22 protein-coding genes are annotated in these 25,770 nt (G+C 63.4%); 15 read left to right on the top strand and 7 right to left on the bottom strand.

Translation table 11 applies throughout. From position 1 onward, the window contains the following. Window positions 1-2: 2 nt before the first annotated feature. The 3 genes from IYY11_RS12550 to IYY11_RS12540 are packed head-to-tail and all read right to left on the bottom strand — an operon-like array spanning window position 3 to window position 3,504. Window positions 3-326 (bottom strand): hypothetical protein, encoded by a 324-nt coding sequence (locus IYY11_RS12550; RefSeq protein ID WP_196404161.1) that lies wholly within the window; start codon window positions 324-326, stop codon window positions 3-5. Continuing rightward, complete coding sequence (gene ctaD / locus IYY11_RS12545; protein ID WP_196404160.1) at window positions 323-2,806, bottom strand: cytochrome c oxidase subunit I; 2,484 nt, start codon at window positions 2,804-2,806, stop codon at window positions 323-325. Before ctaD ends, IYY11_RS12550 begins: the two co-directional genes overlap by 4 nt. After that, complete coding sequence (locus IYY11_RS12540) at window positions 2,803-3,504, bottom strand: cytochrome c oxidase subunit II (RefSeq protein WP_246719913.1); 702 nt, start codon at window positions 3,502-3,504, stop codon at window positions 2,803-2,805. Before IYY11_RS12540 ends, ctaD begins: the two co-directional genes overlap by 4 nt. Between IYY11_RS12540 and IYY11_RS12535 the strand changes: the two genes are divergently transcribed. Then, the gene (locus tag IYY11_RS12535; RefSeq protein ID WP_196404159.1) at window positions 3,490-4,002 is read left to right on the top strand and encodes a DUF2231 domain-containing protein; all 513 of its coding nucleotides are present in this window, start codon (window positions 3,490-3,492) and stop codon (window positions 4,000-4,002) included. The two genes, IYY11_RS12540 and IYY11_RS12535, sit on opposite strands and share 15 nt — an antisense overlap. On the opposite strand, the gene IYY11_RS12530 is transcribed toward IYY11_RS12535, so the two are convergent. Then, window positions 3,972-4,484: a CopD family protein gene (locus IYY11_RS12530; RefSeq protein ID WP_196404158.1), complete on the bottom strand. Its 513-nt coding sequence runs from the start codon at window positions 4,482-4,484 to the stop codon at window positions 3,972-3,974. The two genes, IYY11_RS12535 and IYY11_RS12530, sit on opposite strands and share 31 nt — an antisense overlap. A 301-nt stretch (window positions 4,485-4,785) precedes the next feature. Then, a complete protein-coding gene (locus tag IYY11_RS12525) occupies window positions 4,786-6,351 on the bottom strand; it encodes an MFS transporter (protein ID WP_196404157.1) in 1,566 nt (521 codons plus the stop codon). A 224-nt stretch (window positions 6,352-6,575) separates the two neighbouring features. Here IYY11_RS12525 and IYY11_RS12520 point away from each other — a divergent pair, with 224 nt between their 5' ends. Then, complete coding sequence (locus tag IYY11_RS12520) at window positions 6,576-7,787, top strand: cation:proton antiporter (RefSeq protein ID WP_196404156.1); 1,212 nt, start codon at window positions 6,576-6,578, stop codon at window positions 7,785-7,787. 125 nt (window positions 7,788-7,912) lie between these two features. Further along, on the top strand, window positions 7,913-8,155 hold the full coding sequence (locus IYY11_RS12515; RefSeq protein WP_196404155.1) for a hypothetical protein: 243 nt from the start codon (window positions 7,913-7,915) through the stop codon (window positions 8,153-8,155). A 52-nt stretch (window positions 8,156-8,207) separates the two neighbouring features. On the opposite strand, the gene IYY11_RS12510 is transcribed toward IYY11_RS12515, so the two are convergent. Beyond that, window positions 8,208-9,776: an NAD(P)/FAD-dependent oxidoreductase gene (locus IYY11_RS12510; RefSeq protein ID WP_196404154.1), complete on the bottom strand. Its 1,569-nt coding sequence runs from the start codon at window positions 9,774-9,776 to the stop codon at window positions 8,208-8,210. A gap of 119 nt (window positions 9,777-9,895) precedes the next feature. Between IYY11_RS12510 and msrB the strand changes: the two genes are divergently transcribed. Further along, the gene (msrB, locus tag IYY11_RS12505) at window positions 9,896-10,297 is read left to right on the top strand and encodes a peptide-methionine (R)-S-oxide reductase MsrB (protein ID WP_196404153.1); all 402 of its coding nucleotides are present in this window, start codon (window positions 9,896-9,898) and stop codon (window positions 10,295-10,297) included. Between the two features lie 417 nt (window positions 10,298-10,714). Here msrB and IYY11_RS12500 read toward each other — a convergent pair whose 3' ends face one another. After that, entirely contained in the window at window positions 10,715-10,984 is a 270-nt protein-coding gene (locus IYY11_RS12500; RefSeq protein ID WP_196404152.1) for a hypothetical protein, read from the bottom strand. Here IYY11_RS12500 and IYY11_RS12495 point away from each other — a divergent pair. From IYY11_RS12495 to IYY11_RS12445, 11 genes are all read left to right on the top strand, one after another. Then, window positions 10,983-12,716 (top strand): formate--tetrahydrofolate ligase, encoded by a 1,734-nt coding sequence (locus tag IYY11_RS12495; RefSeq protein ID WP_196404151.1) that lies wholly within the window; start codon window positions 10,983-10,985, stop codon window positions 12,714-12,716. The two genes, IYY11_RS12500 and IYY11_RS12495, sit on opposite strands and share 2 nt — an antisense overlap. Window positions 12,717-12,780: 64 nt before the next feature. Continuing rightward, window positions 12,781-13,974: an aminotransferase class V-fold PLP-dependent enzyme gene (locus IYY11_RS12490; protein WP_196404150.1), complete on the top strand. Its 1,194-nt coding sequence runs from the start codon at window positions 12,781-12,783 to the stop codon at window positions 13,972-13,974. An 89-nt stretch (window positions 13,975-14,063) separates the two neighbouring features. Next, window positions 14,064-15,005, top strand: coding sequence for a D-2-hydroxyacid dehydrogenase (locus tag IYY11_RS12485; RefSeq protein WP_196404149.1), 942 nt, complete (start codon window positions 14,064-14,066; stop codon window positions 15,003-15,005). Between the two features lie 166 nt (window positions 15,006-15,171). Further along, the gene (locus IYY11_RS12480) at window positions 15,172-16,032 is read left to right on the top strand and encodes an NAD(P)-dependent methylenetetrahydromethanopterin dehydrogenase (protein ID WP_196404148.1); all 861 of its coding nucleotides are present in this window, start codon (window positions 15,172-15,174) and stop codon (window positions 16,030-16,032) included. 12 nt (window positions 16,033-16,044) lie between these two features. Beyond that, window positions 16,045-16,677 carry a methenyltetrahydrofolate cyclohydrolase gene (gene fchA, locus IYY11_RS12475; protein ID WP_196404147.1) on the top strand — a complete coding sequence of 211 codons (633 nt, stop codon included), beginning with the start codon at window positions 16,045-16,047 and terminating at the stop codon, window positions 16,675-16,677. Window positions 16,678-16,708: 31 nt separating this feature from the next. Further along, entirely contained in the window at window positions 16,709-17,881 is a 1,173-nt protein-coding gene (locus tag IYY11_RS12470) for a malate--CoA ligase subunit beta (RefSeq protein ID WP_196404146.1), read from the top strand. A gap of 17 nt (window positions 17,882-17,898) precedes the next feature. Further along, entirely contained in the window at window positions 17,899-18,786 is an 888-nt protein-coding gene (gene sucD, locus IYY11_RS12465) for a succinate--CoA ligase subunit alpha (protein WP_196404145.1), read from the top strand. A gap of 103 nt (window positions 18,787-18,889) precedes the next feature. Continuing rightward, window positions 18,890-21,643: a phosphoenolpyruvate carboxylase gene (locus tag IYY11_RS12460; protein WP_196404144.1), complete on the top strand. Its 2,754-nt coding sequence runs from the start codon at window positions 18,890-18,892 to the stop codon at window positions 21,641-21,643. 22 nt (window positions 21,644-21,665) lie between these two features. Further along, complete coding sequence (locus IYY11_RS12455) at window positions 21,666-22,637, top strand: CoA ester lyase (RefSeq protein ID WP_196404143.1); 972 nt, start codon at window positions 21,666-21,668, stop codon at window positions 22,635-22,637. Window positions 22,638-22,724: 87 nt separating this feature from the next. Continuing rightward, entirely contained in the window at window positions 22,725-24,938 is a 2,214-nt protein-coding gene (locus IYY11_RS12450; protein WP_246719912.1) for a hypothetical protein, read from the top strand. Next, window positions 24,908-25,660: a DUF3142 domain-containing protein gene (locus IYY11_RS12445; protein WP_196404142.1), complete on the top strand. Its 753-nt coding sequence runs from the start codon at window positions 24,908-24,910 to the stop codon at window positions 25,658-25,660. Before IYY11_RS12450 ends, IYY11_RS12445 begins: the two co-directional genes overlap by 31 nt. Window positions 25,661-25,770: the final 110 nt, after the last annotated feature.

The following is a 25,770-nucleotide window of genomic DNA, read 5'->3' as shown; positions in this document are numbered from 1 at the left end:
CCTCAGGCGCAATGTGAAAGCGCCAGGGCCGGAAACAGAGTCCATGCGCCCGCGATGAGAGCCGCGACCGCGAGAACAATGCTGATGTGCGCGACAAAGGGTGAGGCGGAGCGAAAGCGCGGCGCGCGCAGCGCGACGAGAACGGCGACAAGGATAAGAAGCGCGACAAAAAACGCGATCGTCATGGCGGCTTGGAAGAGCGTCGCGCCATTGACCGGGATGCGATGCCAGCCTGCTGCGCAACCGACGCCTTCCAGTCCATAGAGGGCGCTGAACACGGCGAGCCACACGAGCATGGCGATGACGATCCGAACGATTTCCTTCATGTGAGATAGCTCGAGAATTGCGTCGCGATGAGGCTGGTTGCGGCGACGAAGGCCGCGTAATCGGTCCAGAGGCGCACAATGTTGACGTTGGATGTTCGGGGGCGCGCCGCGCCGCCGCGCCAGGTTCGATACGCGAGCGAGGACGTCATGATCGCCGCGATCGCAGCATGAATGAGCGCATAGGCGATCATCACGAAAATCGTCGCGCCATAGGCGTAATCCGTCAGTTGGCCCGCGCGCGTTAGCGTCATCGCAAGCGCCGCGATTGTGATGGCGACGCCGGTGAGGGCAAGGAGAACTCCGAGCGAGGGCGGCGAGCCGCGCGAAACGGCGCGCGCCGCGGCCTGGAGGCCAACGGCTGCCGCCGCCGCGCCGATGAGACCGAGGGCCAGTTCGAGAATGGAGAGCGACAGCCATTGCGGCGGCGGCCAGTTCGGTCCGACCGTCCAAAGAAAGGCGTATCCGAAGAAGAGGGAACCGTAGAGAACGGTGTCCGCGCCAAGCAGGAAGACCGATCCCCACCAGCCGGGAGACCGATCGGTCTCGATGGCCTGGGGCAGAAGCGTCGCGCGCCCGACATTCTGAAGTCCGGAATGCGTCGCCTGTCTTTGCGACCAGCCCCAGCGCAGCGACAAGCCGACAACGAACAGCAAGGCCAGTGGAATCACCCAATAGACTCTTATCAAAGCGCCGAGGAAGGCCGCGCCGGTGGCCGCCGCAAGCGCGATGGGCAGCGTCGAATTGCCGGGGAAGATGACCAGAGCTTCAGGCCTTCCGCTCGCCGCGTCGACGGTCAACGTCTCGCGCAAATCTCCGCGCGGCGCGCCAAGGAAATATTCGCCGCGGGCGATTTTATTCGCGAGCGCCGGGTCCTTCGCCAGCGGCTCACGATCGCCGACGATCGGTATGCTGGCGAAGTTATACGCGGCGGGCGGCGTCGGCATCGCCCATTCGAGCGTCCCGGCGCCCCAGGGATTGCGAGACCCTCGGATCGCGAGAAGCGCATGCAGCGCGATGTCGAAGACCACCATTGCGACGCCGATCGCCATGATGAAAGCGCTGATCGAGGACATCAGATTGATCTCGGTCCAGCCGGCGTCCTCGGGATACCAGGCGATTCGGCGCCGCTGGCCGAGAAGGCCAACCCAATGCATCGCCAGGAAGGCGCCGTTGAATCCCAGAAAGATGAGCCAAAACGCCATCTCGCCGATTCGAAAGAAGCGCTTGCGGCCGGTGAACTGGGGGAGCCAGTAATACAGCCCGGCGAGCATCGGAAAGACGAATCCGCCAAACAGCACATAATGCAGATGCGCCGTGACGAAAGCCGTGTCATGCGCCTGCCAGTCGAACGGCACGATCGCCACCATCACGCCGGTCAGGCCCCCGATGACGAAGGTGAAGAAAAAGCCGATGATGTAGAGCATCGGCAGCGTCAGGCGCGGCTGGCCCTTCCATAGCGTGCCGAGCCAGGCGAAGATCTGAATCCCCGTGGGAACGGCGACAAGCGTCGAGGCGGCCGAGAAGAACGCCAGTCCCATATGCGGGATGCCTGTCGCGAACATGTGGTGCACCCAGAGCCCGAAGCTCAGGAATGCGAGCGCGACGGCCGCCGCCACGATCCAGCGATAACCAAGCAGCCTCGTGCGCGCCATCACCGGAAGGACTGTGGAAATGACGCCGGCCGCGGGCAAAAAGATGATGTAGACCTCGGGATGGCCGAAGAGCCAAAAGAGGTGCTGCCAAAGCAGGGGGCTCCCGCCAAGCGCGGATTCGAAAAAGGGAAAGCCGAAGGCGCGCTCCAGTTCGAGCAAAATCGAGCCAAGGATCAACGGCGGAAATCCCATCAGGATCATCAGCGCGGTGACGAGCGCGTACCAGGCGAAGATCGGCATGAGGTCGAGCGACATGCCTGGCGCGCGAAACTTCAGGATCGAGACGCAAATCTCGACGGCCGCGGCGATCGCTGACACTTCGACGAAGGTGACGCCGATGAGCCAGAAGTCGGCGTTGACGCCGGGCGAATGCGCGCTCGAAGACAGCGGCGGATACATGAACCAGCCGCTGTCCGGCGCAAGGCCGGCCAGCATCGCGAAGACCAGCATCAACCCGCCGAACACGTAACACCAGAAGCCATAGGCCGAGAGGCGCGGATAGGCGAGGTCGCGCGTGCCCAGCAGCTTCGGCAGCAGATAGACGGCCGCGCCTTCGAACAGCGGAATCGCGAAGAGGAACATCATCACTGTTCCATGCATCGTGAAGATCTGATCGTAGATCGCAGGCGCGACGAACGCCGAATGCGGCGTGGCGAGCTGCGTTCGGATCAACATTGCGAGAACGCCGCCGATCAGAAAGAAAAGCGTCGCGACGAGAAGAAACATTCTGCCGATATCGCTGTGATTGACGGTCGAAATGACGCCTCTCCAGCCCGGCTCGGAAGACCAGATGCGGCTGAGGGCGCGATGGCGCGCGAGCGCGTTCATTCTTTTGAGCGCCCGAGGAAGGCGCCCCAGCCCGCCGGATCATGCGCGATCACGGTGAAGGCGTCGCCGCTGTATCCGGGACCGCTGAATTCCGCGTCGACTCCGTGATATTCTCCCGGCGCCGCGGCTTCGATCCTCAGCACGTTCACCTGCCCCGGAATGGCGTCGAGCTTGCCCGCGAGCCGAGGGGCCCAGAAACTGTGGACCACGTCGAGCGAAGTGATCTCGACGTCGACAGGCCGGCCGGCGGGGATGTGCAGAACGCCTTGCGTGCGCCGCCCGGCGGCGTCAGCGTAGCCGAAGCTCCAGGACCACTGACGCGCCTCTGCGCGCACCGTCACGACGTTTTCGCTAGCTTTGGGAAGAAGCGTTTCCCCCAGAACCAGCCCATAGATCAGCAGTGCGGCCAGGGTGACGAGCGGGAAGGCGAGGCCGAGGCCATACAGCCAGAAGCGCTCCTGCCGACGCTCGCTCTGATGAGAGGCAGGCGTTCGCCGATAGGCGATCAGCAGCAGCAGCATTACCAGCGCGAAAATCGCCGCTGACCCCGCCAACATCGTCCACCATAGCGCGGCGATCCGTGCGGCGGCCGGGCCCGCCGGATCGACTGTTGAGAGGCCGCCGGCGCAACCTGTGACCGCCAGCGGCGTTAAGAGGACGAGACGACGCGCGGAGGAACGCCGATGCCGAACACACAAGACGGTGAGCCACGAGGCTTCATTGATCCGATCGAACAGCTTCCAGAGTTTTACGACACCGAATCTCGAGTGGCGGTGCTCGGCCATCCGATTCACGCGATGTCCGTCGCCTTTCCGATTGCGCTGACATTCACCCTGCTCGGCGCCGATCTCCTGTACTGGTGGACAGGCGACGCCTTCTGGGCCCGCGCCGGCGTATGGTCGGCGGGCGGAGGTTTCCTGCTCGGCCTCGTCGCGGGGCTGTCGGGAACCGCGGAATTGTTGCTCGTCGCCGGCATACGCGCGAGGACCGCGGCCTGGTCGCATTTCATTCTTGCCGTGTTGCTGCTCGCTCTTCTTGGCGTGAACTGGGGCTATAGGCTGTACGACTACGAAGCCGTCGTGCTGCCCTACGGACTTCTTTTGTCGATCTTTTGCGTGATCATGGTGTCGGTGACAGGATGGCATGGCGGCAAGCTCGTCTTCGACTATCGGCTGGGCGCCAAAAAGGGGAGCTGACCGCCCTGCGGCTGCGAGAGCCAGTGCGGAAAGCGAAGCTCGCTGAAGTCAGGCTTGTCGAGCACGAGAAACAGGATCGCGAGGATCGGGATAAACGCCGCCACCGGCTGCAGGACAGGATGCGGCGGCTGATGAAGACCCTGGGTTTCCTCCATCGACGTGACCGTGTGCCCGACCCAGCCATGGGTGAGGACCAGAGCGCCGACGAAGACGAGCTTCAAGAACATCCATGGCGTGAACGCGTCGCGCAGAAAGACGAGCACTGTCCCTGAGGCTACCGCCAGAACCGCGGCAGGCGTTACGCCAAGCGTATAGGCGAAATGCGTATAGCGCCGGATTCGCGCATAGTCCGCCTGGCTGATCGCTGGGTCGTGGCGCGACAGCATCAAAGGCAACGCGATGAGGCCTGCGCACCATAGCGCAAGCGTTAAGACGTGGAACGCTAGGAAATGGGGGACCAGGGGCGTGAGCGGACCGATCACCGAAGCCGGTCCTGAGGTTTCGCGCAGCCATCCGGGACGCCCATCGCGCGCGCATCGGCTCCATGCTTACGCACAATGCATACGGACATGGGCGCGGAGTCGGCGATCAGTGTGCGATGAACCACGGGCGCCTTCGAAGACTCGAAAAATTCGAAACTGTAACGAATGAAGCTGCGCTGTGTTCCCAATCCAAAGCTAATCTTTATTCAAGGCCTTGCATGTGGCAGCGCGAATCCTGATCGAAACTGTTGCGTTGAAGCTGACGAGGCGCAATTCGATTGCGCCGGCCACAGGTCGGCTCTTACGGCTGCTCCATCAGCTCCTCGGCTGTAAGCCGGGTAAGCTTCTGACTGCGCTTCTTGGATGCGTAGCTGGGGTAGGCGAGCCAGATGACTCCCGCCAGCAGGATGAACGTCATCGCGCCGAACAGAAAGGCGTCGTTGAGCGCCAGGATCCCGGCCTGTTGGCGGATGAGCTGCGCCGCCCGGGCGCGCGCGGCGTTCGGCGACATGCCCATCGCCTGCATGCGTTCCAGGAACGAGGCGAGCAGGTCGAGCGAGGCGAAGCGGCGTCCGCCGAAATGATCAGCGAGGTCGAGCTGATGGAAGGGCGTGCGGCGGAAAAAGAGCACGCCGAGCAGCGTGATGCCCATGGCGCCGAACACGGTGCGCAGCATCGCGAGCTCCTCCGCGGCGCGGATCAGTCGTTCGCCGGCGAGTCCGGTCATGGCGAGCGTCGCGAGCGGCGCAAAGAACATCGCGAGCGAGAAGCCGAAGAAGAACATCGGCGTCGTAACATTATCGAAAGAGGCGCTCTTGTCGTAGTGGCCGAGCCACACGAATGTCACCGCGAGGCCGATGAAATTGAGGAAGACGATGAGTCGCGCGTCGACGTTTCTCGTGATCTCATGCACCACGGCGGCGGCGGCGATCGCCAGAAAGATCATGGCCAGATAGACCATGCCGGCGAGCGAGGACGTGTAGCCGAGCAGCACCTGCAGTTGCACGATGAACACCGACAGCAGGCCCTGAATGATCAGAAAGCCGATCAGCGAACAGAATGTCGCGATCGCGAAATTGCGGTGCAGAAACAGCCGCAGGTCGAGGGCGGGCCGCCTCTCGCCGAACTCCCAGAAGATGAACATCGGCAAAGCGAGGAGAACGACCAGGAGCAGCCATGCGAGCACGGGCGAGGCGAACCAGTCGAAATCATTGCCCATGTTGAGAATCGTCTGCACGCCGATCAGCACGGTCGCGAGCAGAATGAAGCCGATCGTGTCGAAGCGCGTCATGCGGCGCTCGAAGCCGCTCCCATAGAACAGCGCAGCAACAACGCCTGCCGCGGGTAAGGCGACCAGGACATTGGAATAAAATAGCCAGCGCCAGTTGAAATATTCGGCCCAGAAGCCGCCCATGAAGACGCCGATGGTGAAGGGCGCCATGCTCATGACGCCCCAAAAGCCGACGCCAAGCGTGCGCTGATCGTCCCGATATTGCCCAAGCGTCACGGATTGCGCGAGCGGAAGGGCGACGCCGCCAATCAGGCCGAGCAGAAAGCGCATCGGCGCGAAGAACCAGATCGTCTCGCTCGCCGCGCACATCAGGGAAACGGCGGCGTAGGCCACAAGGGCGCCGACCAGCACGCGATAGGCGCCAAGTCGTCCCGAGAGCCACCGCGATAACGGAAGGCCGAGTGCGATCCCAACCATATGGTCGGTCGTCGCCCAGGTGCCGTAGCTCGGCGTGACGCCCTCGAGGCTTCCGGCGGCGTAGGGCGCGAGCACCGTGTAGCCCGGCACATTCGACAACATGACGACGTTCGCCGCGCCCGCCGCGACGTTGAGCAGCAGGAATCGCCAGCCTGTCATTCGCGCCTGTGTGACCACCGTTACGTTCCAGCCGTGAGCGCGGAGCGCCAAGCCGATCGCAGGTCGCCTGAAGAGCGCAGGTTCATCCGTTTTCTCATTATGCGCGTGCGAGTCATGGCTCAAAAACGCGCATTTGTCACGAAGCGCATGTGCGCGAATAACGCCGCAGGCTTGTCAATGGCGGGCGCCATGCGCCATACCAGCCGCTTGCAAGGGGAAGCCCGATGACGGGGATCTGGTTTCAGGTGGCGCTCATACTCGGCCTCGCGCTCATCGCCGCGATGATCGCTGCGAGATTTCGCATCTCGACCGCGCTGACCGAAATTATCGTCGGCATGTGCGCGCGAACGCTGTTCGCCGCGACGGTCGGCGTCGAAATTTTTAGCGCCCAGGAGCCTTGGGTCAAAACGCTCGCCGGACTTGGCGCCATCGCGCTGACGTTTCTCGCAGGCGCCGAACTTGATCCCGACGTTTTTAAGCTGAAGTGGAAGGAGGCTGCGTCGGTCGGCGCTGCGAGCTTCCTCGCGCCCGCCATCGGCTGCTGGGCGGTCGCCTGTTATCTGCTGGGTTGGGAGAGTTCGCCGGCGCTGCTTGCCGGCATCGCGCTCGCCGCCACCTCCGTCGCCGTCGTTTATACGGTGATGATGGAATATGGCTTCAACCGCACCGATTTCGGCAAGACCATTCTCGCCGCCTGTTTCATCACCGATCTCGGCACGGTCGTGACGCTTGGCCTCGTCTTCGCGCCGTTCACCTGGAAGACCGCCGTTTTCGTCGCAGCGGTCGGCGCGGCGTTTGTCGGATTGCCGCGGGCGACGCCTGTGATCTTTACGAAGTTCGGCGGACGTCCTTCGGAATTCGAGACGAAATTCCTGTTCTTCGCGCTGATGGCGCTTGGCGCGCTCGCGACCTGGGCCGGAAGCGAAGGCGTCTTGCCCGCCTATCTGATCGGCATGGCGCTCGCAGGCTCCGTCGGGCGCGACCATGCGCTCATTCGCAAGATTCGGGCGGTGACCATCGGCCTGCTGACGCCCTTCTATTTCATCCGAGCCGGATATTTTGTCTCCATCCCGACCGTTCTCGCCGCGCCGCTTGGCGTCGCCGCCTTTCTTGCCGTCGAGATGGCGACCAAGGTCGTCAGCGTCTATCCCGTGGCGCGCCGATTCGGGTCGCCGCACAAGGACGCGATGTACACGACGCTGCTGATGGCCTCCGGCCTCACATTCGGCACGATTTCGGCGCTTTTCGGCCTGTCGAACAATATCATCGACGAAAACCAATATTCGACGCTCGTCGCCGCGATCATCGCGACGGCGATCGTGCCCACGATGATTGCGAATAGTCTTTATTTGCCGCGCCATCGGCTGCCCCAAGAGACGGCGCCGCAGCACGTTCGTTCCGCGGAGCCGGAGAAGGAGTCCGTCCTCGAAGGATAAATGCGACTTGATTCCCGGCGGGCGCGATGCAATCAACGTCCCCATTGTCGCTCGAGGAAGCGCGCCTGGCGAGTGGCGCGCCTGCGGTACGCCTCGAAGCGCGGACAACAGGAAGGACAATCTGAATGCGCATCATTCTGAGGCTATCGGCTATTCTGGCTCTTTTTGCGCTCGCGCCGGCTTACGCTCAGGGCACGCCCGAACAGCGCGAGGCTTGTGAAGGCGACGCGAATCGCGTCTGCGAGGCGTATATTCCGGACGCCGTCGCCATCGAGCGATGCCTGAGAGCCAATGCGGGATCGATCAGCGCCGCCTGCAAAGCCGAACTCGGCCTCGCGTCGGCGGGCGGCAAAAAGCGCAAGCGCTAACAACGCGCGGCGCAACGAGGCCGCGCCCCCTCAATCCGCGCCTTACACAGCATCAGGTCGCGACGGCGAGCCGCCTTTCGGCGAGCCGCGCGGCCTCGGCGCCCGACAACATCGCGCCGTTGAAGCCATGCTCGCCGCCAAAAGCCGAGGCGAGATAGAGTCCGGCGATCGGCGTGTGCGGCGTGCGCGGAAATCCCATCAAGATCGGCGCTTCGGCGGGCAGCGCCGCAAAGCCGTACACCGCGCCCTCCGGCGTGTTGAGATAGCTCGCCATCGAATAGGCGTTGAGCAGCATGCGCGTCGTGACCAGGCCGGAAAAGCCGGGATAGTCGCGGTCGAGAGACGCCTGGATGGCGTCGAGCCAGCGCTCGCGCCGGGCGATCGCTTCTTCGCGCGGCAGATCGCGCCAATTGTCGAGGCGATCGAGGCCCAGCACGCTGACGAGGATTGGCGGCTCGTCCCAAAGACCTGAGTCGACTGCGGTGAAATTGGCGATCGTATGCAGGGGCAGTTCCCCCTTGGGATCTTCCGCCATCGCGCCGGCGCCATCGCCATATTGATCGAAGCGCCGCATATTTTGCGGCATCACGACGGTCGTGAAATCCGTCAACCCGACTGTGGACGGTTTCGCGCTCAAGCCGAAATTGGCCGCAAACAGCGATGTTGAAAGCCGGCGGGACCCGAAGGTCTCCTCCATTTTCGCGCGCGCCGGCGCGTCCATCATCGCCGCCGCCTCCGAAGGCGCGCAATTCGCCATCGCCACCCGCGCTTCTATGCGTTCCTCGCTGTCGCCGGCGCGCCGCGCGACATGGCGTATGGCGATCACATTGCCGCCCGCATCGGTCTCGATGGCGCTGACCTGCCGGCCCATGCGCACCACACCGCCGGTCTTGGTGATGCACTTGGCGAGCTTGAGGCTCAACTGTCGCGAGCCGCCTTTGATATAGGCGCCGCCGGACGCGATATAGCCGCCCTGAGCGAGCGCGTAGAAAATCCACCACAGCCGGCGCGGGTCGTCGCCGTAATAGGCGAGATTGGCGCCCAGCGCGCATTTCAGGGCCTCGCAGCCGGCGAAATCGCGCTCCATGATCTCGTGCAATGAATTCTGCCAGCCGGCCGCGGCCGGCGCGACTTCCCAAAGTCCGCGCGCCAATTTGGCGAAGGAGCTTTCCTCGCGGGCCTGTTTCAAGGTCCACAGCGCGTCGTGAATCTGCTCGACTTCGCCGAGAAATCTTTGGATGGCGGCGCGCTTGTCGGGGAAACGGGCGGCGAGCGCCTCATAGGCGGGGGCAAAGCCGAAAGGCAGTTCGAAGGCCTCGCCAACCGGCCCGCCGCGCACCGTATAGAGCGCGCCGGTGGGCAGCCATTCGATTTCATCGAGAATCCCCAGGCGGCGGAGAATATCGTGCTTCACGTCGCGGGGGTTGCGCGCGTCGGAGGTCTGATGAAGCGAGGCTTCGACAGTCAGCGGACCGACCTTGTAAACCGACGCCGCGCCACCGAGGCTGAAATTACGTTCGAGCAGACAGACGCTGTAGCCGTCATGCGCAAGCATCGCGCCCGCCGTCAATCCGCCCAGTCCCGAGCCGATCACCACGGCGTCGAATTTCTTGTCGCTCATTCTCGAATCGTCTTTCCCACTGAAAGATCGTCACTCTATCCCGCCACGCCCCTCTGGCGAAAGGCGGCGGGCGATACAAGATAGGACCCAGCCCAAGAATCTCAGACAAGGCGCTGGCGATGGCCGACGAGATCTTCCCCGTAACCCGCACCGACGCCGAATGGCGCGCGCTTCTCACTCCCGAGCAATATGACGTCATGCGCGGGCATGGCACCGAACGCCCGGGAAGCTGCGCGCTCAATCATGAAAAGCGTCGCGGCGCATTCAATTGCGCCGGCTGCGGCCAGCCGTTGTTTCGCTCGGGCGAGAAGTTCGAAAGCGGCACCGGCTGGCCGAGTTTCTTCGATCCGCTTCCCGGCGCGCTCGGCTCGACGGTCGATCGCAGCTATGGCATGGCGCGCACGGAAGTGCATTGCAGCCGCTGCGGCTCCCATCTCGGGCATGTCTTCAACGATGGCCCGCCGCCGACCGGCCTGCGCTATTGCATCAATGGCGTCGCGCTCGATTTTCAGCCCGATTAGGCGTCTAAAGACTATCGAGCCTCGCGATCGCCCGATAGAGTCAAGGCTGCGACGCTGACTGCGACAAATTTTTTTCGAGGGACGTCGCAACGCATGCTGCGCCCGCTGGCTTGCGGTTTCTTCGGATAGGTAAGGATGGGGCTCGGTTTCTTCCCGGCGCAAGCGGCAAGCCTGTCCAGACCCGTCGCATCAGCTTTTCGGCCGTGTAGGAAACGTCACAATTCTTGTAGCAAATGCGCGCATTGATCGATGTGCGTGCAGCCTGCCTCTTCCTGTTCTGTTGGGTAGGTGAAGGATAGGCGGTCGGCCCGGCTTGTCGAATAAGCGATTCGCCTCGCGCGTGTGTCGCGCGAGCGGGAGCCGCGTCGCGGCGCCGGTGACGTCGTCACGCCGCTCACGGCTCTGCCGGCTTGACGATCAATTTTGATTCCCGTCATACGAGGTGTCCGCCAATGAATTTTCAGTAAGCGGATTCATGCGCGCGTCGGCTCGTTGCGGCGAACCGCGGGCCTTGATGCGCGAATTGGATAAAACTACGGTCGCAAAAAAGGCTGCAGCCTGCATCGGCAGGATTTCAGCCCGGTCGGCCGGGAGCGGGATCGGCGGCGCCGACGCTCGGTTCTCGACGACCGAAAAAAACGAATTCTGGGCTTGTGCGACGCAGGCCTGATAGGGAGTGGACTGCATGTCAGAACGGTCAGCCGCCGCGCCGGGCGCGAGCGGAAAGGACAATCAGCATCTTGCGCCGAAGTCCGACATCGAGATTTCGCAGGCCGCCAAGATGCGGCCGATTATCGACGTCGCGCGCGACAAGCTCGGCATCCCGGCCGAACATGTGCAGCCGTATGGCCACTACAAGGGCAAGATCTCCCTCGACTACATCTCCTCGCTCGACAGCCAGGCCGACGGCAAGCTGATCCTGGTCACGGCCATCACGCCCACGCCCGCCGGCGAAGGCAAGACGACGACGACCGTCGGCCTCACGGACGGCCTCAATCACATCGGCAAAAAGGCGCTGTGCTGTCTGCGCGAGCCTTCGCTCGGTCCCTGTTTCGGCGTCAAGGGCGGCGCCGCCGGCGGCGGCTATGCGCAGGTCGTGCCGATGGAGGACATCAACCTCCACTTCACCGGCGACTTCCACGCCATCGGCGCGGCGAACAATCTGCTCGCGGCGCTGATCGACAATCATATTTATTGGGGCGGCGAGCCCAAGATCGACTCGCGCCGCGTCGCATGGCGGCGCGTCGTCGATATGAACGACCGCGCGTTGCGCTCGATCGTCTCGTCTCTCGGCGGCGTCACGAACGGCTTCGCCCGCGAGGACGGATTCGACATCACCGTCGCGTCGGAAGTGATGGCGATCTTTTGCCTCGCTTCGGACTTCGCCGATCTGCAGCGGCGGCTCGGCGACATCATCGTCGGCCAGACCCGTGAGAAAAAGAGCGTGCGCGCCTCGGAAGTGAAGGCGGCGGGCTCCATGGCCGCGCTGCTTAAGGACGCGATCGCGCCCAATCTCGTGCAGACGTTGGAGAACAACCCGGCGATCATCCACGGCGGGCCTTTCGCCAATATCGCGCATGGCTGCAATTCGGTGATCGCGACGAAAGCCGGCCTGAAGCTCGCCGACTACGTCGTGACGGAGGCGGGCTTCGGCGCGGATCTCGGCGCGGAGAAGTTCTTCGACATCAAGTGCCGCAAGGCGGGCCTCACGCCCGACATCACGGTGATCGTCGCGACGATCCGCGCGCTCAAGATGCATGGCGGCGTCGCCAAGGACGATCTGAAGGCCGAGAATGTCGCCGCTGTCGAGAAGGGCTTCGAGAATCTGAAGCGCCATATCGGCAATGTCCGCAAATTCGGCGTGCCGGTGCTTGTCTCGATCAATAAGTTCTCGGCCGACACCGCGGCCGAAATGGCGGCGCTCGACAAGCTCTGCAAGGCGGAAGGCGTCGAATGCGTCGTCGCCGACAATTGGGGCTCCGGCGGCGCCGGCGCGGCGGATCTCGCCAGGGCGGTCGTCAACACCATCGAGACGCAGCCCTCGAAGTTCAAGCCGCTCTATCCGGACGACATGCCGCTTGCCGAGAAGGTGCGCACGATCGCCAAGGAGCTCTATGGCGCCGCTGATATCTCCTATGATTCGAGCATCAAGGCGCGCTTTGCCGAACTGGAGAAGGAAGGCTTCGGCAACTTCCCGGTCTGCATCGCCAAGACGCAATACAGCTTCTCGACGGATGCGAACGCCAAAGGCGCGCCCTCGGCCTTCACGATCCCGATCCGCGAATTGCGTCTCTCCGCAGGCGCCGAGTTCATCGTGGTGGTGTGCGGCGACATCATGACGATGCCGGGACTGCCGAAGGTCCCAGCCGCCAACAACATCTACGTTGACGACTCCGGCCGCATCGCCGGCCTGTTCTAGCGCGTTCTCGGCATCGTCGCCGCCGCGCCATATTGAAACCCGCCGCTCGAAAGGAGCTTGAGAAATGTTGAATTCCAGAATTCCCGGCAAGAACTTCCTGTTTGTGCCGGGCCCGACCAATCTGCCCGACCGCATCGTGCGCGCCATGTCGGTCGCGTCCGAAGATCATCGCTCGCCGACGTTCCCCGATCTCGTCAAGCCGCTCTTCCCCGGCCTGAAGAAGATCTTCGGCACCGACAAGGGCCATGCGTTCATTTTCCCGGCGTCCGGCACCGGCGGCTGGGAAGCCGCGATCACCAACACGCTGTCGCCCGGCGACAAGGTTCTGGCGCAGCGCTTCGGCCAGTTCTCCCATCTGTGGATTGATCTTTGTAAGCGTCAGGGCCTGGAAGTCGTCGTGCAGGAGCGCGAATGGGGCACGGGCAATGATCCGGAGCTGATCGAAGAGACGCTGAAGGCCGACAAGAATCACGAAATCAAGGCGGTTCTCGCCACGCATAACGAAACGGCGACGGGCGTCACCTCCGACATCGCCGCGGTGCGCCGCGCGATGGACAACGCCAAGCACCCGGCGCTGCTCTTCGTCGACGGCGTGTCCTCGGTCGCGTCGCTCGAGTTCAAAATGGACGAGTGGGGCGTCGACGTGATCGTGTCGGGCTCGCAGAAGGGCTTCATGCTGCCGGCCGGCCTGCTGCTGATGGCGGCGAGCCCGAAGGCGATCGCCGCCGGCAAGAGCAACAAGGGGCGCCGCGCCTATTTCGAGTTCCAGGACATGATCGCCCAGAACGCGAACGGCTATTTCCCTTATACGCCCTCCGTGCCGCTGCTCTATGGCCTGAAGGAATCGCTCTCGGTCCTGTTCGAAGAGGGCCTCGATCAGGTCTACAAGCGGCACCATCATCTCGCCGAGGGCGTCCGCGCGGCTGTTTCCGCATGGGGCCTCAAGTGCTGCGCCAAGGAGCCGAAGTGGAACTCTGACACCGTCACGGCAATCGTCGTGCCGGAGGGCTTTGACGCCGCCAAGGTGATCGAGATCGCCTACAAGCGCTACAATCTCGCGCTCGGCGCCGGTCTGTCCGAAGTCGCGGGCAAGGTGTTCCGCATCGGCCATCTCGGCGACCTCAACGAGCTGATGCTGCTCGGCGCCATTGGCGGCGCGGAGATGGCCATGTGTGACGTCGGTATCCCCGTGACTCCGGGTTCAGGCGCTGCGGCCGCGCAGGCGGTCTATCGCGCCAATCCGCTGCTTAAGATGTAATCGGCGACCGGCGGTCGGAGCCTTCCGACCGCCGGAGCCCGATGCACGACTGCCAAAAAAAGAATTGAGAAAGAGGGGGATACCAGGACATGTCGCACAAAATCGTCTTTCTCGATCGGGAAACGCTCGACGCCAATGTGCGCAAGCCGAATTTTCCTCACGAATACACGGAATACGCCCAGACGGCGCCCGACCAGATCGTTGAACGCCTGAAGGGCGCGACGATCTGCATCACCAATAAGGTGCCGCTGCGCGAAGCGACGTTGAAGCAGCTTCCGGGCCTCAAGCTCATCGCCGTCGCCGCGACCGGCACGGACGTCATCGACAAGGCCTATACGAGCGGCAACGGGATCGTCGTCTCCAACATTCGCAACTACGCATTCAATACGCTGCCCGAGCATGTGTTCGCGCTGCTGTTCGCGCTGCGGCGCAATTTGGTGAACTATTATAATTCTGTTCGGCAGGGGCGCTGGGGCGAAGCCAATCAGTTCTGCTACTTCGACTATCCGATCTATGACATCGCCGGCTCTACGCTTGGCATTATCGGCTATGGCGCGCTCGGCAGGGAAATCGAAAAGCGGGCCGTCGCGCTCGGCATGAAAGTGCTGATCAACGACGTCACGGACGTGCCGAACAAGGTCGACATCCCGACGATCCTGCGCGAGGCGGACGTCATCACGCTTAACCTGCCGCTCACCCCGGAGACCAAGAACATGATCGGCGCGAAGGAGCTTGCGTCGATGAAGAAGAGCGCCTGCATCATCAATACGGCGCGCGGCGGCATCGTCGACGAAGCGGCGCTGGCCGACGCGCTGCGCAAGGGCGTCATTGGCGGCGCCGGCTTCGACGTGCTGACCGTCGAGCCGCCCAAGAACGGCAACATTCTGCTCGATCCGACGATTCCCAATCTCATCATCACGCCACATGTGGCCTGGGCCTCGAAAGAAGCGATGCAGGTGCTCGCCGACCAGCTTGTTGACAACATCGACGCCTTTGTCGCCGGCAGCCCGCGCAACGTCGTGACGGGGTGAGTCTTACGCCCCCTCCCGGCGCTTCGCGCCACCCTCCCCCGCAAGCGGGAGAGGGGACCAACGCCCGAGGTTGCGCGAATGCGCGTCGATGGCCGAGTCTGCTCCCTCTTCTGCGCGAAGCGCGGGGGAGGGTTGGGGAGGGGGTCAGTGAAAGGTTCGAGTTCCTATGACCAAGAAGCTGCTTTTCCTTTTTGACACCGATCCGGTTCCGAGCGTTTTCGACACGGTGGTCGGCTATGACGGCGGCGCCGACCGCATCATCGGCTATGGCGGCGTGACGCCCGCGAGCGTCGGGGCGCTGGTCGACGGCTGCATCTACACGCGCGGTCCGAAAGAGAAGCAATATACGGCGATCTTCGTCGGCGGCGGCGACATGGCGGCCGGCGAAGCCGTGTTCAAAGCGGTGAAGAAGCGTTTCTTCTCGAATTTCCGCGTGTCGGCGATGCTCGATTCGAACGGATCGAACACGACCGCCGCCGCCGGCGTCGCGCTGCTCGCCAAGGCAAGTTCGCTCAAGGGCAAGAAGGCCGTCGTTCTCGCCGGCACCGGCCCGGTCGGCATGCGCGCCGCGGCGATGCTCAACATCGAAGGCGCCGAAGTGACAATTACCTCGCGTCAGAAGGCGCGCGCCGAGGCGGCCGCCAAAGCCATTCAGGAGCGCTTCGGCTTCATGCCCGCGGCGATCGAAGCCGCGGACAATGCGGCGCGCGCTCAGGCCGTCAAAGGCGCTCAGATCGTCTTCGCGGCAGGCGCCATCGGCGTTCCGCTGCTCGACGAGACGGATTGGCAGAACGATCCGACGATCGAGCTCATCGCCGACTGCAACGCGCAGCCGCCGCTCGGCGTCGGCGGGGTCGAGGCGACCGACAAGGCCAAAGAGCGCCACGGCAAGATCGTCATCGGCGCGCTGGGACTGGGCGGACTCAAGCTGAAATTGCATCGCGAATGCGTCGGCAAGCTGTTTGACGCCGCCGATCAGGTGTTCGACTGCGAAAACATTTATGCGCAAGCCAAAGAGCTCGCCTGAGCGAGGAAAGATATGAGCGCCAAGACCGATACGATTGGAAAATTCCTCGACGAACTCGCCAGCGATGCGCCGACTCCCGGCGGCGGCGGCGCGGCGGCGCTTTCGGGCGCCATGGGCGCGGCGCTGGTTTCGATGGTGTGCAATCTCACCATCGGCAAAAAGAATTACGAAGCCGTTTCCGCCGATCTGCAGCAGACCCTCGCCAAGGCTGAAAAGCTGCGCGCCGAGCTGACTGCGGGCGTCGATGAAGACGTTGTCGCCTTCAACACGCTGATGGCCGCCTATGGCCTGCCGCGCGGCACCGATGAGGAGAAGGCGAAGCGCTCGGAGACGATTCAGTCGGCGCTGAAAGAAGCGACGCTGGCGCCGCTGAAGACGTGCAAAATCTGTTATGAGGTCATCAGCCTGTCGAAAGAGGCCGCCGACAAGGGCAACCTCAACGTCATCAGCGACGCCGGAGTCGCGGTGCTTGCCGCCAATGCCGGACTGCGCAGCTGCGCGCTCAATGTCTTCATCAACGCCAAGGCGATCAAGGATCGCGGCTTCGCCGAGCAGCAGCTTGCCGACGTCAATGCGCTGCTCGCCAAGGCCGCGGCCGAAACGGAAGCGGTCTATGAGACGGTCAAAACCAAAATAGGCGGCTGAAGCCGCGTTGAATTGCGAAGAGAGGACTGAAATGGACGTCCACGAGTATCAGGCCAAGGAAATACTGGCGAGCCACGGCGTCGAAGTTCCGCCCGGCACCGTCGCTTTCAGCCCGGATCAGGCGGTCTACGCCGCGACGGAGCTTGGCGGCTCGCATTGGGTCGTCAAGGCGCAGATTCATGCCGGCGCGCGCGGCAAGGCGGGCGGCGTCAAGCTCTGCCGCACCTATCATGAAGTGCAGCAGGCGGCGCGCGATCTGCTCGGCAAACGGCTCGTCACGTCGCAGACCGGGCCGGAAGGCAAGCCGGTGCAGCGCGTCTATGTCGAAGTCGCCGATCCTTTCGAGCGCGAGATTTATCTTGGCTATGTTCTCGACCGCAAATTGGAGCGCGTGCGCGTCATCGCTTCGAAGCACGGCGGCATGGATATCGAAGAGATCGCCAAGAACACCCCTGACGAACTGCTCCAGGTCATCGTCGAGCCCGCCGTCGGCCTGCAGCCGTTTCAGGCGCGCGAACTCGCCTTTCAGCTCGGCCTCAATATCAAGCAGGTCTCGCGCGCCGTGAAGACGATCATGGGCGCCTATCGCGCCTTCCGCGACAATGACGCGACCATGCTGGAGATCAATCCGCTCGTCGTCACCAAGGACGATAAGGTGCTGGCGCTCGACGCGAAGATGTCCTTCGACGACAATGCGCTGTTCCGCCGCCGCAACATCGTCGACATGAACGATCCCTCGCAGAGCGACCCGCGCGAGGCGCAGGCGTCGGAGCACAGCCTCAATTACATCGGCCTCGACGGCGAGATCGGCTGCATCGTCAATGGCGCCGGACTCGCCATGGCGACGATGGACATGATCAAGCACGCCGGCGGCAATCCGGCCAACTTCCTCGACGTCGGCGGCGGCGCTTCGCCCGAGCGCGTCGCGACCGCGTTCCGTCTCGTTCTGTCGGATCGACGCGTGAAGGTCGTGCTCGTCAACATTTTCGCCGGCATCAATCGTTGCGACTGGGTCGCGCAGGGCGTCGTTGACGCGGTCCGCGCCGAAAAAATCGAGGGCGTGCCGCTCGTCGTGCGTCTCGCCGGCACCAATGTCGAAGCGGGCAAAAAGATCATCGCCGAAAGCGGCATTCCGATCATCCAGGCCGACACGCTGGCCGAAGCCGCCGAGAAGGCTGTCGCCGCCTATCAGGGCGCCAAGTAAGCGCCGGAGAACGACACATGAGCATTCTCATTGACGAAAAGACGCCGATCCTGGTCCAGGGCATCACCGGCGACAAGGGCAGTTTCCACACCAAGGAGATGATCGACTACGGCAGCAATGTCGTCGCCGGCGTCACGCCCGGAAAGGGCGGCAAGACTCACCACGGCGTGCCGGTGTTCAACACCGTGCGCGAAGCGGTGCGCGAAACCGGCGCGCAGGCGTCGATCACCTTCGTCGCGCCGGCCTTTTGCGCCGACGCGATCATGGAGGCCGCCGACGCCGGCGTCCGCCTGATCTGCTCGATCACCGACGGCATTCCGGCGCAGGACATGATGCGCGTGAAGCGCTACTTCCTGCGCTTTCCCAAGGATCGCCGGCCGATGCTGGTCGGCCCGAATTGCGCCGGCATTATTTCGCCGGGCAAGGCGATGCTCGGCATCATGCCGGGCCATATCTACAAGCAGGGCGCGGTGGGACTGATCTCGCGCTCCGGCACGCTCGGCTATGAAGCGGCGTCGCAGCTGAAGGCGCTTGGCATCGGCATATCGACATCCGTCGGCATCGGCGGCGATCCGATCAACGGCTCGTCGTTCCTCGATCATCTGGTGCTGTTCGACAAGGACCCGGAGACCGAGGCCGTGCTGATCATCGGCGAAATTGGCGGTCCGCAGGAGGCCGAAGCCTCCGCCTGGATCAAGGAGAATTTCTCCAAGCCGGTGATCGGCTTTGTCGCCGGCCTCACGGCGCCCAAGGGCCGCCGCATGGGCCACGCCGGCGCCATCATTTCGGCGACGGGCGACAGCGCCGCGGAAAAAACCGAGATCATGAAGTCTTACGGGCTCACGGTCGCGCCGAGCCCGGCGGAATTCGGATCGACCGTCGCCAAGGTATTGCAGAGCGCCTGAGAAATGCAGCGTCGGCGTCGGCGCCGTCGTGCGCCGCCGCCGGTCTGTATTCCCCGCGAAGCCGTTCATCCTGCGCGGCGTCGTGAGCGCCTAAGGAGTTTTGATGACCGCCGAGACCCAGACATTCAAGAGCCTGTCTTCGACCGGCCTGCCGTCTGCTTACGCGACTCGTTCGGTCACCGAAGCTTCCGACTTCCTGCGCGAGCAATTGCTCACCGTGATTCGCCGTCACACGCCGGAGATCGAGGCCGTCGTGCGCGACTCAAAGGCGGGCGCCGGTCTGGAGCCGCGCCAGATGGCGCGCGCGCTTCAGGCGCAGGGCATCCTATTTCAGCTCGTCTCCATCGCAGAGCAGGCGTACGCGATGCGCCGTCGCCGCCGAATCGAGCGCGAAAAGGGCCACGACAAGCTGCTCGGCACGTTCGATTACGTCTTGTCGAGCGCCGCGGCCTCGGGCGTCGCCCCCGACGAAATACGCGCGCAATTGCACACGCTGCGCATCCGGCCCGTGATCACCGCCCATCCGACGGAGGCGAAGCGCGTTTCGATCCTCGAAAAGTATCGCCGCATCTATCTGCTGATGCGCGAACTCGAATCGACCCGCTGGACGGACCGCGAGCGCGAAGCGCTGGTGAAGTCGATCTATGATCAGATCGAGCTTCTCTGGCTTACCGGCGAATTGCATCTCGAAAAGCCCACGGTCGACCAGGAAGTCGCTTGGGGTCAGCACTTCTTCCACGAGAGCATTTTCGATCTTGCGCCGGAGCTTCTGTCATCCTGCGAACGCGCGCTGCGACGCCACTATCCCAACGAGACATTCGAGGTCGCGCCTTTCTTCCAGTTCGGTTCCTGGATCGGCGGCGACCGCGACGGCAATCCTTTCGTGACGAATGACGTCACCCGCCGCACCATGCGCGAAAACGCTGCGGCGAGCTTGAATTATTACCGTACCCGCTTCGTCGATCTCGCGCGCATGCTGTCGATCAGCCAGCGCGCCGCCGATATCCCTCAGTCTTTCCGGGACGAGTTGGCTGAACGCCTCGCCGCGCTGCCGGACGGCGCAGCGATCGAAGCGCGCAATCAGAATGAACCCTACCGGCAGTTCGTCGGCGCTATCCTGCGGAAACTCGATCAGACGCTGCGCGCCGTGAACGGCGAGCCGGCGACAGGCCCGCGCTATGCAAGCGCGGACGAACTCATCGCCGACCTGCTGGCGCTCGAAAAGGCGCTCAATGAAGCCAAGAGCGACGCGCTCGCGACGGATCTCGTGCGTCCGCTGCGCCGCGCGGTCGAAACGTTCCGCTTCAGCACGGTGCGCCTCGACATTCGCCAGAACACGACGCGCACGACGCAGGCGCTCGAGGAGCTGTGGCGCCTGAAGACGGGCGGCGAGACGCCGCCTGACCTCGACGCGCCCGAATGGCGCGAATGGCTGATCGCCGAGCTTGCAAAGCCGCGGACGACGCCTCTTTCGCGCGACACGCTTTCCGCCGATACGCGCGATGTCATCGAAATGTTCGAGGTCGTCGCCGAGATGCGCACGCAGCTCGACCGCGAAGCCTTTGGCGGATTCATTTTGTCGATGACGCGTTCGGCGGTCGACGTCCTCGGCGTCTATCTGCTCGCCAAGGAGGCGGGGCTATTTCTCGACGAACCCGGCGTCGAGATCCTCACGCTGCCGATCGTGCCGCTCTTCGAGACGATCGGCGATCTGCGCGCCGCGCCAGCGATCATGCGCGACCTTTTGCAGGTTCCGGTGGTGCGCCGCTCGACGCGCTGGCAGGGCAATCTGCAAGAGGTGATGATCGGCTATTCCGACTCCAACAAGGACGGCGGCTTTCTGTCGTCGAATTGGGAGCTGTTCAAGGCGCAGGCCCGCCTCACTGAGGTCGGACGCGAGCAGGGAGTCTCCATCGCCTTCTTCCATGGACGCGGCGGCTCGGTGTCGCGCGGCGGCGCGCCGACCGGCCATGCCATCGCGGCGCAGCCGGCGGGCTCTATCCGCGGCCGTTTTCGCGTCACCGAACAGGGCGAGGTCGTCTCGTTCAAATACGCCAATCGCGGGACGGCGGCCTATCAGATGGAGCTGTTGGCGTCCTCCGTGTTCCAGCATGCGCTGAAGTCCGAACGCGAGGAAGCGCTGGCGCCGCACGCGGAGTTCGACGAGGCTCTCGAGGAGATTTCCGGCGCCTCTTTCGCCGCATACGCCAAATTCATCGGCGATCCCGACCTTGTGGCTTACTTTCAGGCTGCAAGCCCGCTTGAAGAGATTTCGCTGCTCAACATCGGGTCCCGTCCGGCGCGGCGCTTCGGCGCCAAAAGCCTGGCGGACTTACGCGCGATTCCCTGGGTCTTCGCCTGGGCGCAGAACCGCCATTCGATCACCGGCTGGTACGGCGTCGGATCCGGTCTGAAGAATTTCGTTGACGTGCGCGGCGACCGCGGTTTCGAGCTGTTGCGCCGGATGTTCGAAGATTCGCGCATGTTCCGGCTCATTATCGATGAGGTCGAAAAGACGCTCGCGCTCGTCGATCTCTCGATCGCCAAACAATATGCGGGGCTTGTCGCTGACGAAGCCGTGCGAACTAAAATCTTCAAGGCGATCGAAGAGGAATTTGCATTGACGCGCGAGATGGCCTTGCGCGTCACCGGCGGCGTCGAACTGGCGGAGCGCTTCAAGGAATATCAGGCGAGGCTTTCGCATCGCCTGCAGACCATCAACGAGGTCAATCGCGAGCAGGTGGCGCTGCTTCGCCGGTTCCGCGAGGCAAAGGACGAAGCGGAGAAAGAGGCTGTCAAAGTGCCTCTGCTGCTCTCGATCAGCTGCGTCGCCGCCGGTCTCGGCGCCACAGGCTAATTTCAACAGGAAGGGGAAAAATATGAGCTTCACGTTAATCGAGCAGGCCACGCCGCGTCTGCATCGCTCGGAACTCGCCGTGCCGGGCTCCGCGCCGGGCATGTTCGAAAAGGCCGCGCAGTCAAAGGCCGATCAGATCTTCTTGGATCTCGAAGACGCCGTCGCGCCCGACGACAAGGAACAGGCGCGCAAGAACATCATCCAAGGCCTCAACGACATCGACTGGGGCAAGAAGGTGATGACGCTGCGCATCAACGGTCTCGATACGCAATACTGCTATCGCGACGTCGTTGACGTTCTCGAGAACTGCCCGCGCCTCGACATCGTGCTGATCCCGAAGGTCGGGGTTCCGGCCGACGTCTACGCGATCGACATGATGATCACGCAGATCGAGCAGTACAAGAAGCGCACCAAGAAGATCGGCATCGAAATCCTGATCGAGACCGCGCTCGGCATGGCCAATGTCGAAGCCATCGCGCAGTCGTCAAAGCGCCTTGAGGCCATGTCCTTCGGCGTCGCCGACTATGCGGCGTCGACCCGCGCCCGCACCACCGTCATCGGCGGCGTCAATCCGGACTACGGCGTTCTCACCGACAAAGACGAGAGCGGCAATCGCGAATATTACTGGGCCGATCAGTGGCATGCGGCGCAGACGCGCATGATGGTCGCCTGCCGCGCCTACGGCCTGCGTCCGATCGACGGCCCCTTCGGCGACTTCGGCGATCCGGACGGTTATATCGCCGCCGCCAAGCGCGCCGCGGTGCTCGGTTATGAGGGCAAGTGGGCGATCCATCCCTCGCAGATCGAACTCGCCAATCAGGTCTTCACGCCATCCGACGCCGAGGTCACGAAGGCGCGCCGCATTCTCGAGGCGATGAGCCAGGCCGCCAAGGAAGGCAAGGGCGCCGTCTCTCTCGATGGCCGCCTGATCGACATCGCCTCGATCCGCATGGCCGAGGCGCTGATCGAAAAGGCCAACGCGATGGCGGCGTAAGCCGCAGCGCTTCAAAGCGCGGGGCATATAAGGGCGAGGGACGGCATAGCGCCACCCTCGCCCTATTGTTAGACGGATCAATATTTCTTGATTATTTTCGACAGACGCGCGCCCGCCAATCCAGCAGTTCGCCGTCTGACGCAGCTTGCCGGCCACGTTCAGGGAACCGTCATGCGCCAGCTTTTTTCGACTCTCGCCTCTCTCATGCTGCTGTGTTCCGCAAGCCAGGCGCTCGCCTGCGCCGGCGATGGCCTCGGCCGCGCCGGATGGAAGCTGGATCACAAGGACTTTTCCAATCGCGACAACTTGCCGTTCCTCAGTCCGGGCAATGACAGCCGCGTCAACGCGCAGTTCCTGATGATGGATGCGCGGCCTTGGCCCGTCGACGCGCGAAAAGACGAGGTGAAGCTCGACATCTATCCCGACTATTTCGTGCTTTTCGCGCGCGACGCTTTTAACGACGCGTTCGCACGAAACTCTTGCGATTATGCGGGCCGGCCCGTCAAAGACGTGGCGACGACGCCGAGCGACTTCTTTGACGAAGGGACGCGCTGCGTCTCGGCTCAAAGCGGCGAGGACGCCTTTATTCAGGCTGCGCAGGCCGAAAAGGCTCTTAGCGAAGCGGAGCGCGACGCGCTTATCCGTTCACGCAAGGAGATGACGACGGCCTGCCAGGGAAAGGATGCGGCGTCTAGCGCCTCGAAGGCTTATGTCGCGGGCGCCGACGCATCGGCGGCCGCGCGCGAATTCGCCGCTTATCTCGCCGGCGCCAAATCCTTCTATGACGGCGAATTCGACGCTGCGCTCACAGCTTTTCGCAGCCGCGCGAAAGCGCAGAATCTGTGGCTGCGCGAGAGCGCACGCTACATGATCGCCCGCACGCTTTTGAACAAGGCGTCGGTCGGCGCCTTCGCCGAACTGGATGGCGCGCCCGAGCCAAAAGTGTCGGATCGCCAGTCGCTGCAAGCGGCGGAATCCGAATTCAAATCCTATCTCGCCGACTATCCGCACGGACGCTACGCGGCGTCGGCGCGCGGCCTGTTGCGTCGCGTCTACTGGCTTGCTGGCGACCGATCGCAAGCCGCGACCGAGTATGCGTGGCAGTTGACGCATGCGCGCGATCCGGACGCCAATCTGCGCAGTTCGGATCTCGCCGCTGAAATCGACTCGAAGCTCGGTCTCGACTCAAAAGACGTCCATGACGCAAATCTTCTCGCGATCGACGATTTGACGAAGATGCGGCCCGCCGATGCGTCGCAGAAGAAGTTCTCGGCGGCCGATCTCGACGTGCAGGCGCGAGACTTCGCCGGCCATGACGCGCTGTTCGCCTTTCTGAAGGCGGCGCGCGCCTACTATGTCGACGGCGACCATGCGACGGCGTTGAAGCTTTTGGGCGATGCGACGCCCGGGCCGTTGTCGCCGCCCTATCTGGGCTTCAGCCGCGAAGTTCTTCGCGGTCAGGCGCTGATGGCGTCGGGGCAATATGCGGCGGCGATCGACCACTGGACGCGGCTGCTGCCGCGCGCCACGCAGCCCTGGCAGAAAGAGGCGGTCGAACTCGGCCTCGCGCTGAGCTGGGAACGCTCTGGAGAGGTCAACAAAGTCTTCTTGAAGGACACGCAACTGTCGTCTCCGCGGATTCGTGCGATGCTGCTGCGATATGTTGCAGGTCCGATCCTGCTGCGGATGGCCGTCGCGGATCCGGCCTCGGCTGAGGAGCGCAAGCTTGCGCGCTTCGTGCTTCTCCTCAAAGAGGCGACGCACGGCCAGTATGCGGGCTTCCTTCGGGATTATTCTGCGGAGGGACTGGCGAAGGACGACGCCGACACCGCGCGGCCCGGGCAATATCCCAATTACCAGTCCAGCGTCCTGCTGTGGAGCGGCGGCGCCGACAAGGGCTACGCTTGTAAGGACCTCAAGTCGGTTGTCGGCGAACTCGCCGCCAATCCCCAGGACCCGCACGCCATGTTGTGCTTTGGCGACTTCATCCGCATGAACGGTCTCGACGGCTTTGAGGCGTCCCGGCCGGCGCCCGACGAGCTTGGCGGCGGCAAATCCATTTTTCCCGGCGAACCCTATGCGCGTGGCGAGGTCTATAAGCAGCTCATCGGCGCGCCGGCGACGCCTGCGCGCGACCGGGCCTATGCGCTCTACCGCGCGATCAATTGCTACGCGCCGGCGAACAACAACACGTGCGGCGGCAAGGACGTCGAGAAGGCGCAGCGCAAAGCCTGGTATGACCAGCTAAAGGCGCAATATGGCGCGACGACATGGGCGAAAAGCCTGAGATTTTACTGGTGACGATATCGCGGCGTGTCGCCGCCGCCTGTCTTCTCGCTGTTGGCCTGGTTTGGACAGCGGCGGCCGATACGATTGTGCGGGCGGCGGATTACGACGCCTATTGGCTATGGGCGGGCGTGCGGGCGCGTCCCGAACTGGCTTCCGCCAAGACCATCTATCTGCTCCAGGCTGAAATCGGACCCGATGATTCAGGCAAGATGCGTGTAAAGGCGCAGGGCGCCACCGAGCCGAGCCCTCATCCACAAACATTATGGCTGGTCTATCGCGTTCGCAGCATCGACTGGACGCCCGCGATTTTTGCGGCGGTCAAGCATCGTCTTGCCGAATGGCGCGCCAAGTCGGACAAGGTCATCGGCGTTCAGATCGACTTTGACGCCGCGACGCGCGGCCTGACCACATACGCAGCCTTCCTTGCAGAGCTACGTCAGACGTTGCCGGCGGATTGCGCGCTCGGCGTTAGCGGCCTGATGGACTGGGCCTCTCAGGCCACGCCGGAAGACATTGACAGACTTGGTCGGAGCGTCGACGAGGTCGTGTTTCAGACCTATCGCGGCCGCGCCACGGTGGACCATATCGACGATTATCTGGCGCGCGTCGGACGCGTCCATACGCCTTTCCGGCTCGGCCTCGCGGAGGGCGCCGTCTGGTCGCCGCCGGAAACACTGGCGCGTCACCCCTATTTTCGCGGCTATGTCGTGTTTTTGCGTAATCCACCGCGATGAGTGGGCCACCGCGGCGCGCGACTCCGCGCCCGGTTGACGGGCGCTTGAGATGCTGAAAAGACAGCGCCGACGGTTGTCGCAGCTCCACGGCGTTGACCGACGGATTGCCA

The organism is Methylocystis sp. H62, assembly GCF_015709515.1.
Lineage (GTDB): Bacteria > Pseudomonadota > Alphaproteobacteria > Rhizobiales > Beijerinckiaceae > Methylocystis.
The sequence above is the reverse complement of the archived record's forward strand: the minus strand, read 5'-3'. Positions and strand labels throughout refer to the sequence as shown.

What these genes read in the sequence shown, in the direction of transcription:
- fchA (WP_196404147.1), top strand. Translation starts at nt 16,045, where the DNA reads ATGAGCGCCAAGACCGATACGATTGGAAAATTCCTCGACGAACTCGCC.
- ctaD (WP_196404160.1), bottom strand. Translation starts at nt 2,806, where the DNA reads ATGAACGCGCTCGCGCGCCATCGCGCCCTCAGCCGCATCTGGTCTTCC.
- msrB (WP_196404153.1), top strand. Translation starts at nt 9,896, where the DNA reads ATGGCCGACGAGATCTTCCCCGTAACCCGCACCGACGCCGAATGGCGC.
- IYY11_RS12485 (WP_196404149.1), top strand. Translation starts at nt 14,064, where the DNA reads ATGTCGCACAAAATCGTCTTTCTCGATCGGGAAACGCTCGACGCCAAT.
- IYY11_RS12510 (WP_196404154.1), bottom strand. Translation starts at nt 9,776, where the DNA reads ATGAGCGACAAGAAATTCGACGCCGTGGTGATCGGCTCGGGACTGGGC.
- IYY11_RS12500 (WP_196404152.1), bottom strand. Translation starts at nt 10,984, where the DNA reads ATGCAGTCCACTCCCTATCAGGCCTGCGTCGCACAAGCCCAGAATTCG.
- IYY11_RS12535 (WP_196404159.1), top strand. Translation starts at nt 3,490, where the DNA reads ATGCCGAACACACAAGACGGTGAGCCACGAGGCTTCATTGATCCGATC.
- IYY11_RS12445 (WP_196404142.1), top strand. Translation starts at nt 24,908, where the DNA reads ATGGGCGAAAAGCCTGAGATTTTACTGGTGACGATATCGCGGCGTGTC.
- IYY11_RS12470 (WP_196404146.1), top strand. Translation starts at nt 16,709, where the DNA reads ATGGACGTCCACGAGTATCAGGCCAAGGAAATACTGGCGAGCCACGGC.
- IYY11_RS12520 (WP_196404156.1), top strand. Translation starts at nt 6,576, where the DNA reads ATGACGGGGATCTGGTTTCAGGTGGCGCTCATACTCGGCCTCGCGCTC.
- IYY11_RS12455 (WP_196404143.1), top strand. Translation starts at nt 21,666, where the DNA reads ATGAGCTTCACGTTAATCGAGCAGGCCACGCCGCGTCTGCATCGCTCG.
- sucD (WP_196404145.1), top strand. Translation starts at nt 17,899, where the DNA reads ATGAGCATTCTCATTGACGAAAAGACGCCGATCCTGGTCCAGGGCATC.
- IYY11_RS12495 (WP_196404151.1), top strand. Translation starts at nt 10,983, where the DNA reads ATGTCAGAACGGTCAGCCGCCGCGCCGGGCGCGAGCGGAAAGGACAAT.
- IYY11_RS12490 (WP_196404150.1), top strand. Translation starts at nt 12,781, where the DNA reads ATGTTGAATTCCAGAATTCCCGGCAAGAACTTCCTGTTTGTGCCGGGC.
- IYY11_RS12515 (WP_196404155.1), top strand. Translation starts at nt 7,913, where the DNA reads ATGCGCATCATTCTGAGGCTATCGGCTATTCTGGCTCTTTTTGCGCTC.
- IYY11_RS12550 (WP_196404161.1), bottom strand. Translation starts at nt 326, where the DNA reads ATGAAGGAAATCGTTCGGATCGTCATCGCCATGCTCGTGTGGCTCGCC.
- IYY11_RS12480 (WP_196404148.1), top strand. Translation starts at nt 15,172, where the DNA reads ATGACCAAGAAGCTGCTTTTCCTTTTTGACACCGATCCGGTTCCGAGC.
- IYY11_RS12525 (WP_196404157.1), bottom strand. Translation starts at nt 6,351, where the DNA reads ATGACAGGCTGGCGATTCCTGCTGCTCAACGTCGCGGCGGGCGCGGCG.
- IYY11_RS12460 (WP_196404144.1), top strand. Translation starts at nt 18,890, where the DNA reads ATGACCGCCGAGACCCAGACATTCAAGAGCCTGTCTTCGACCGGCCTG.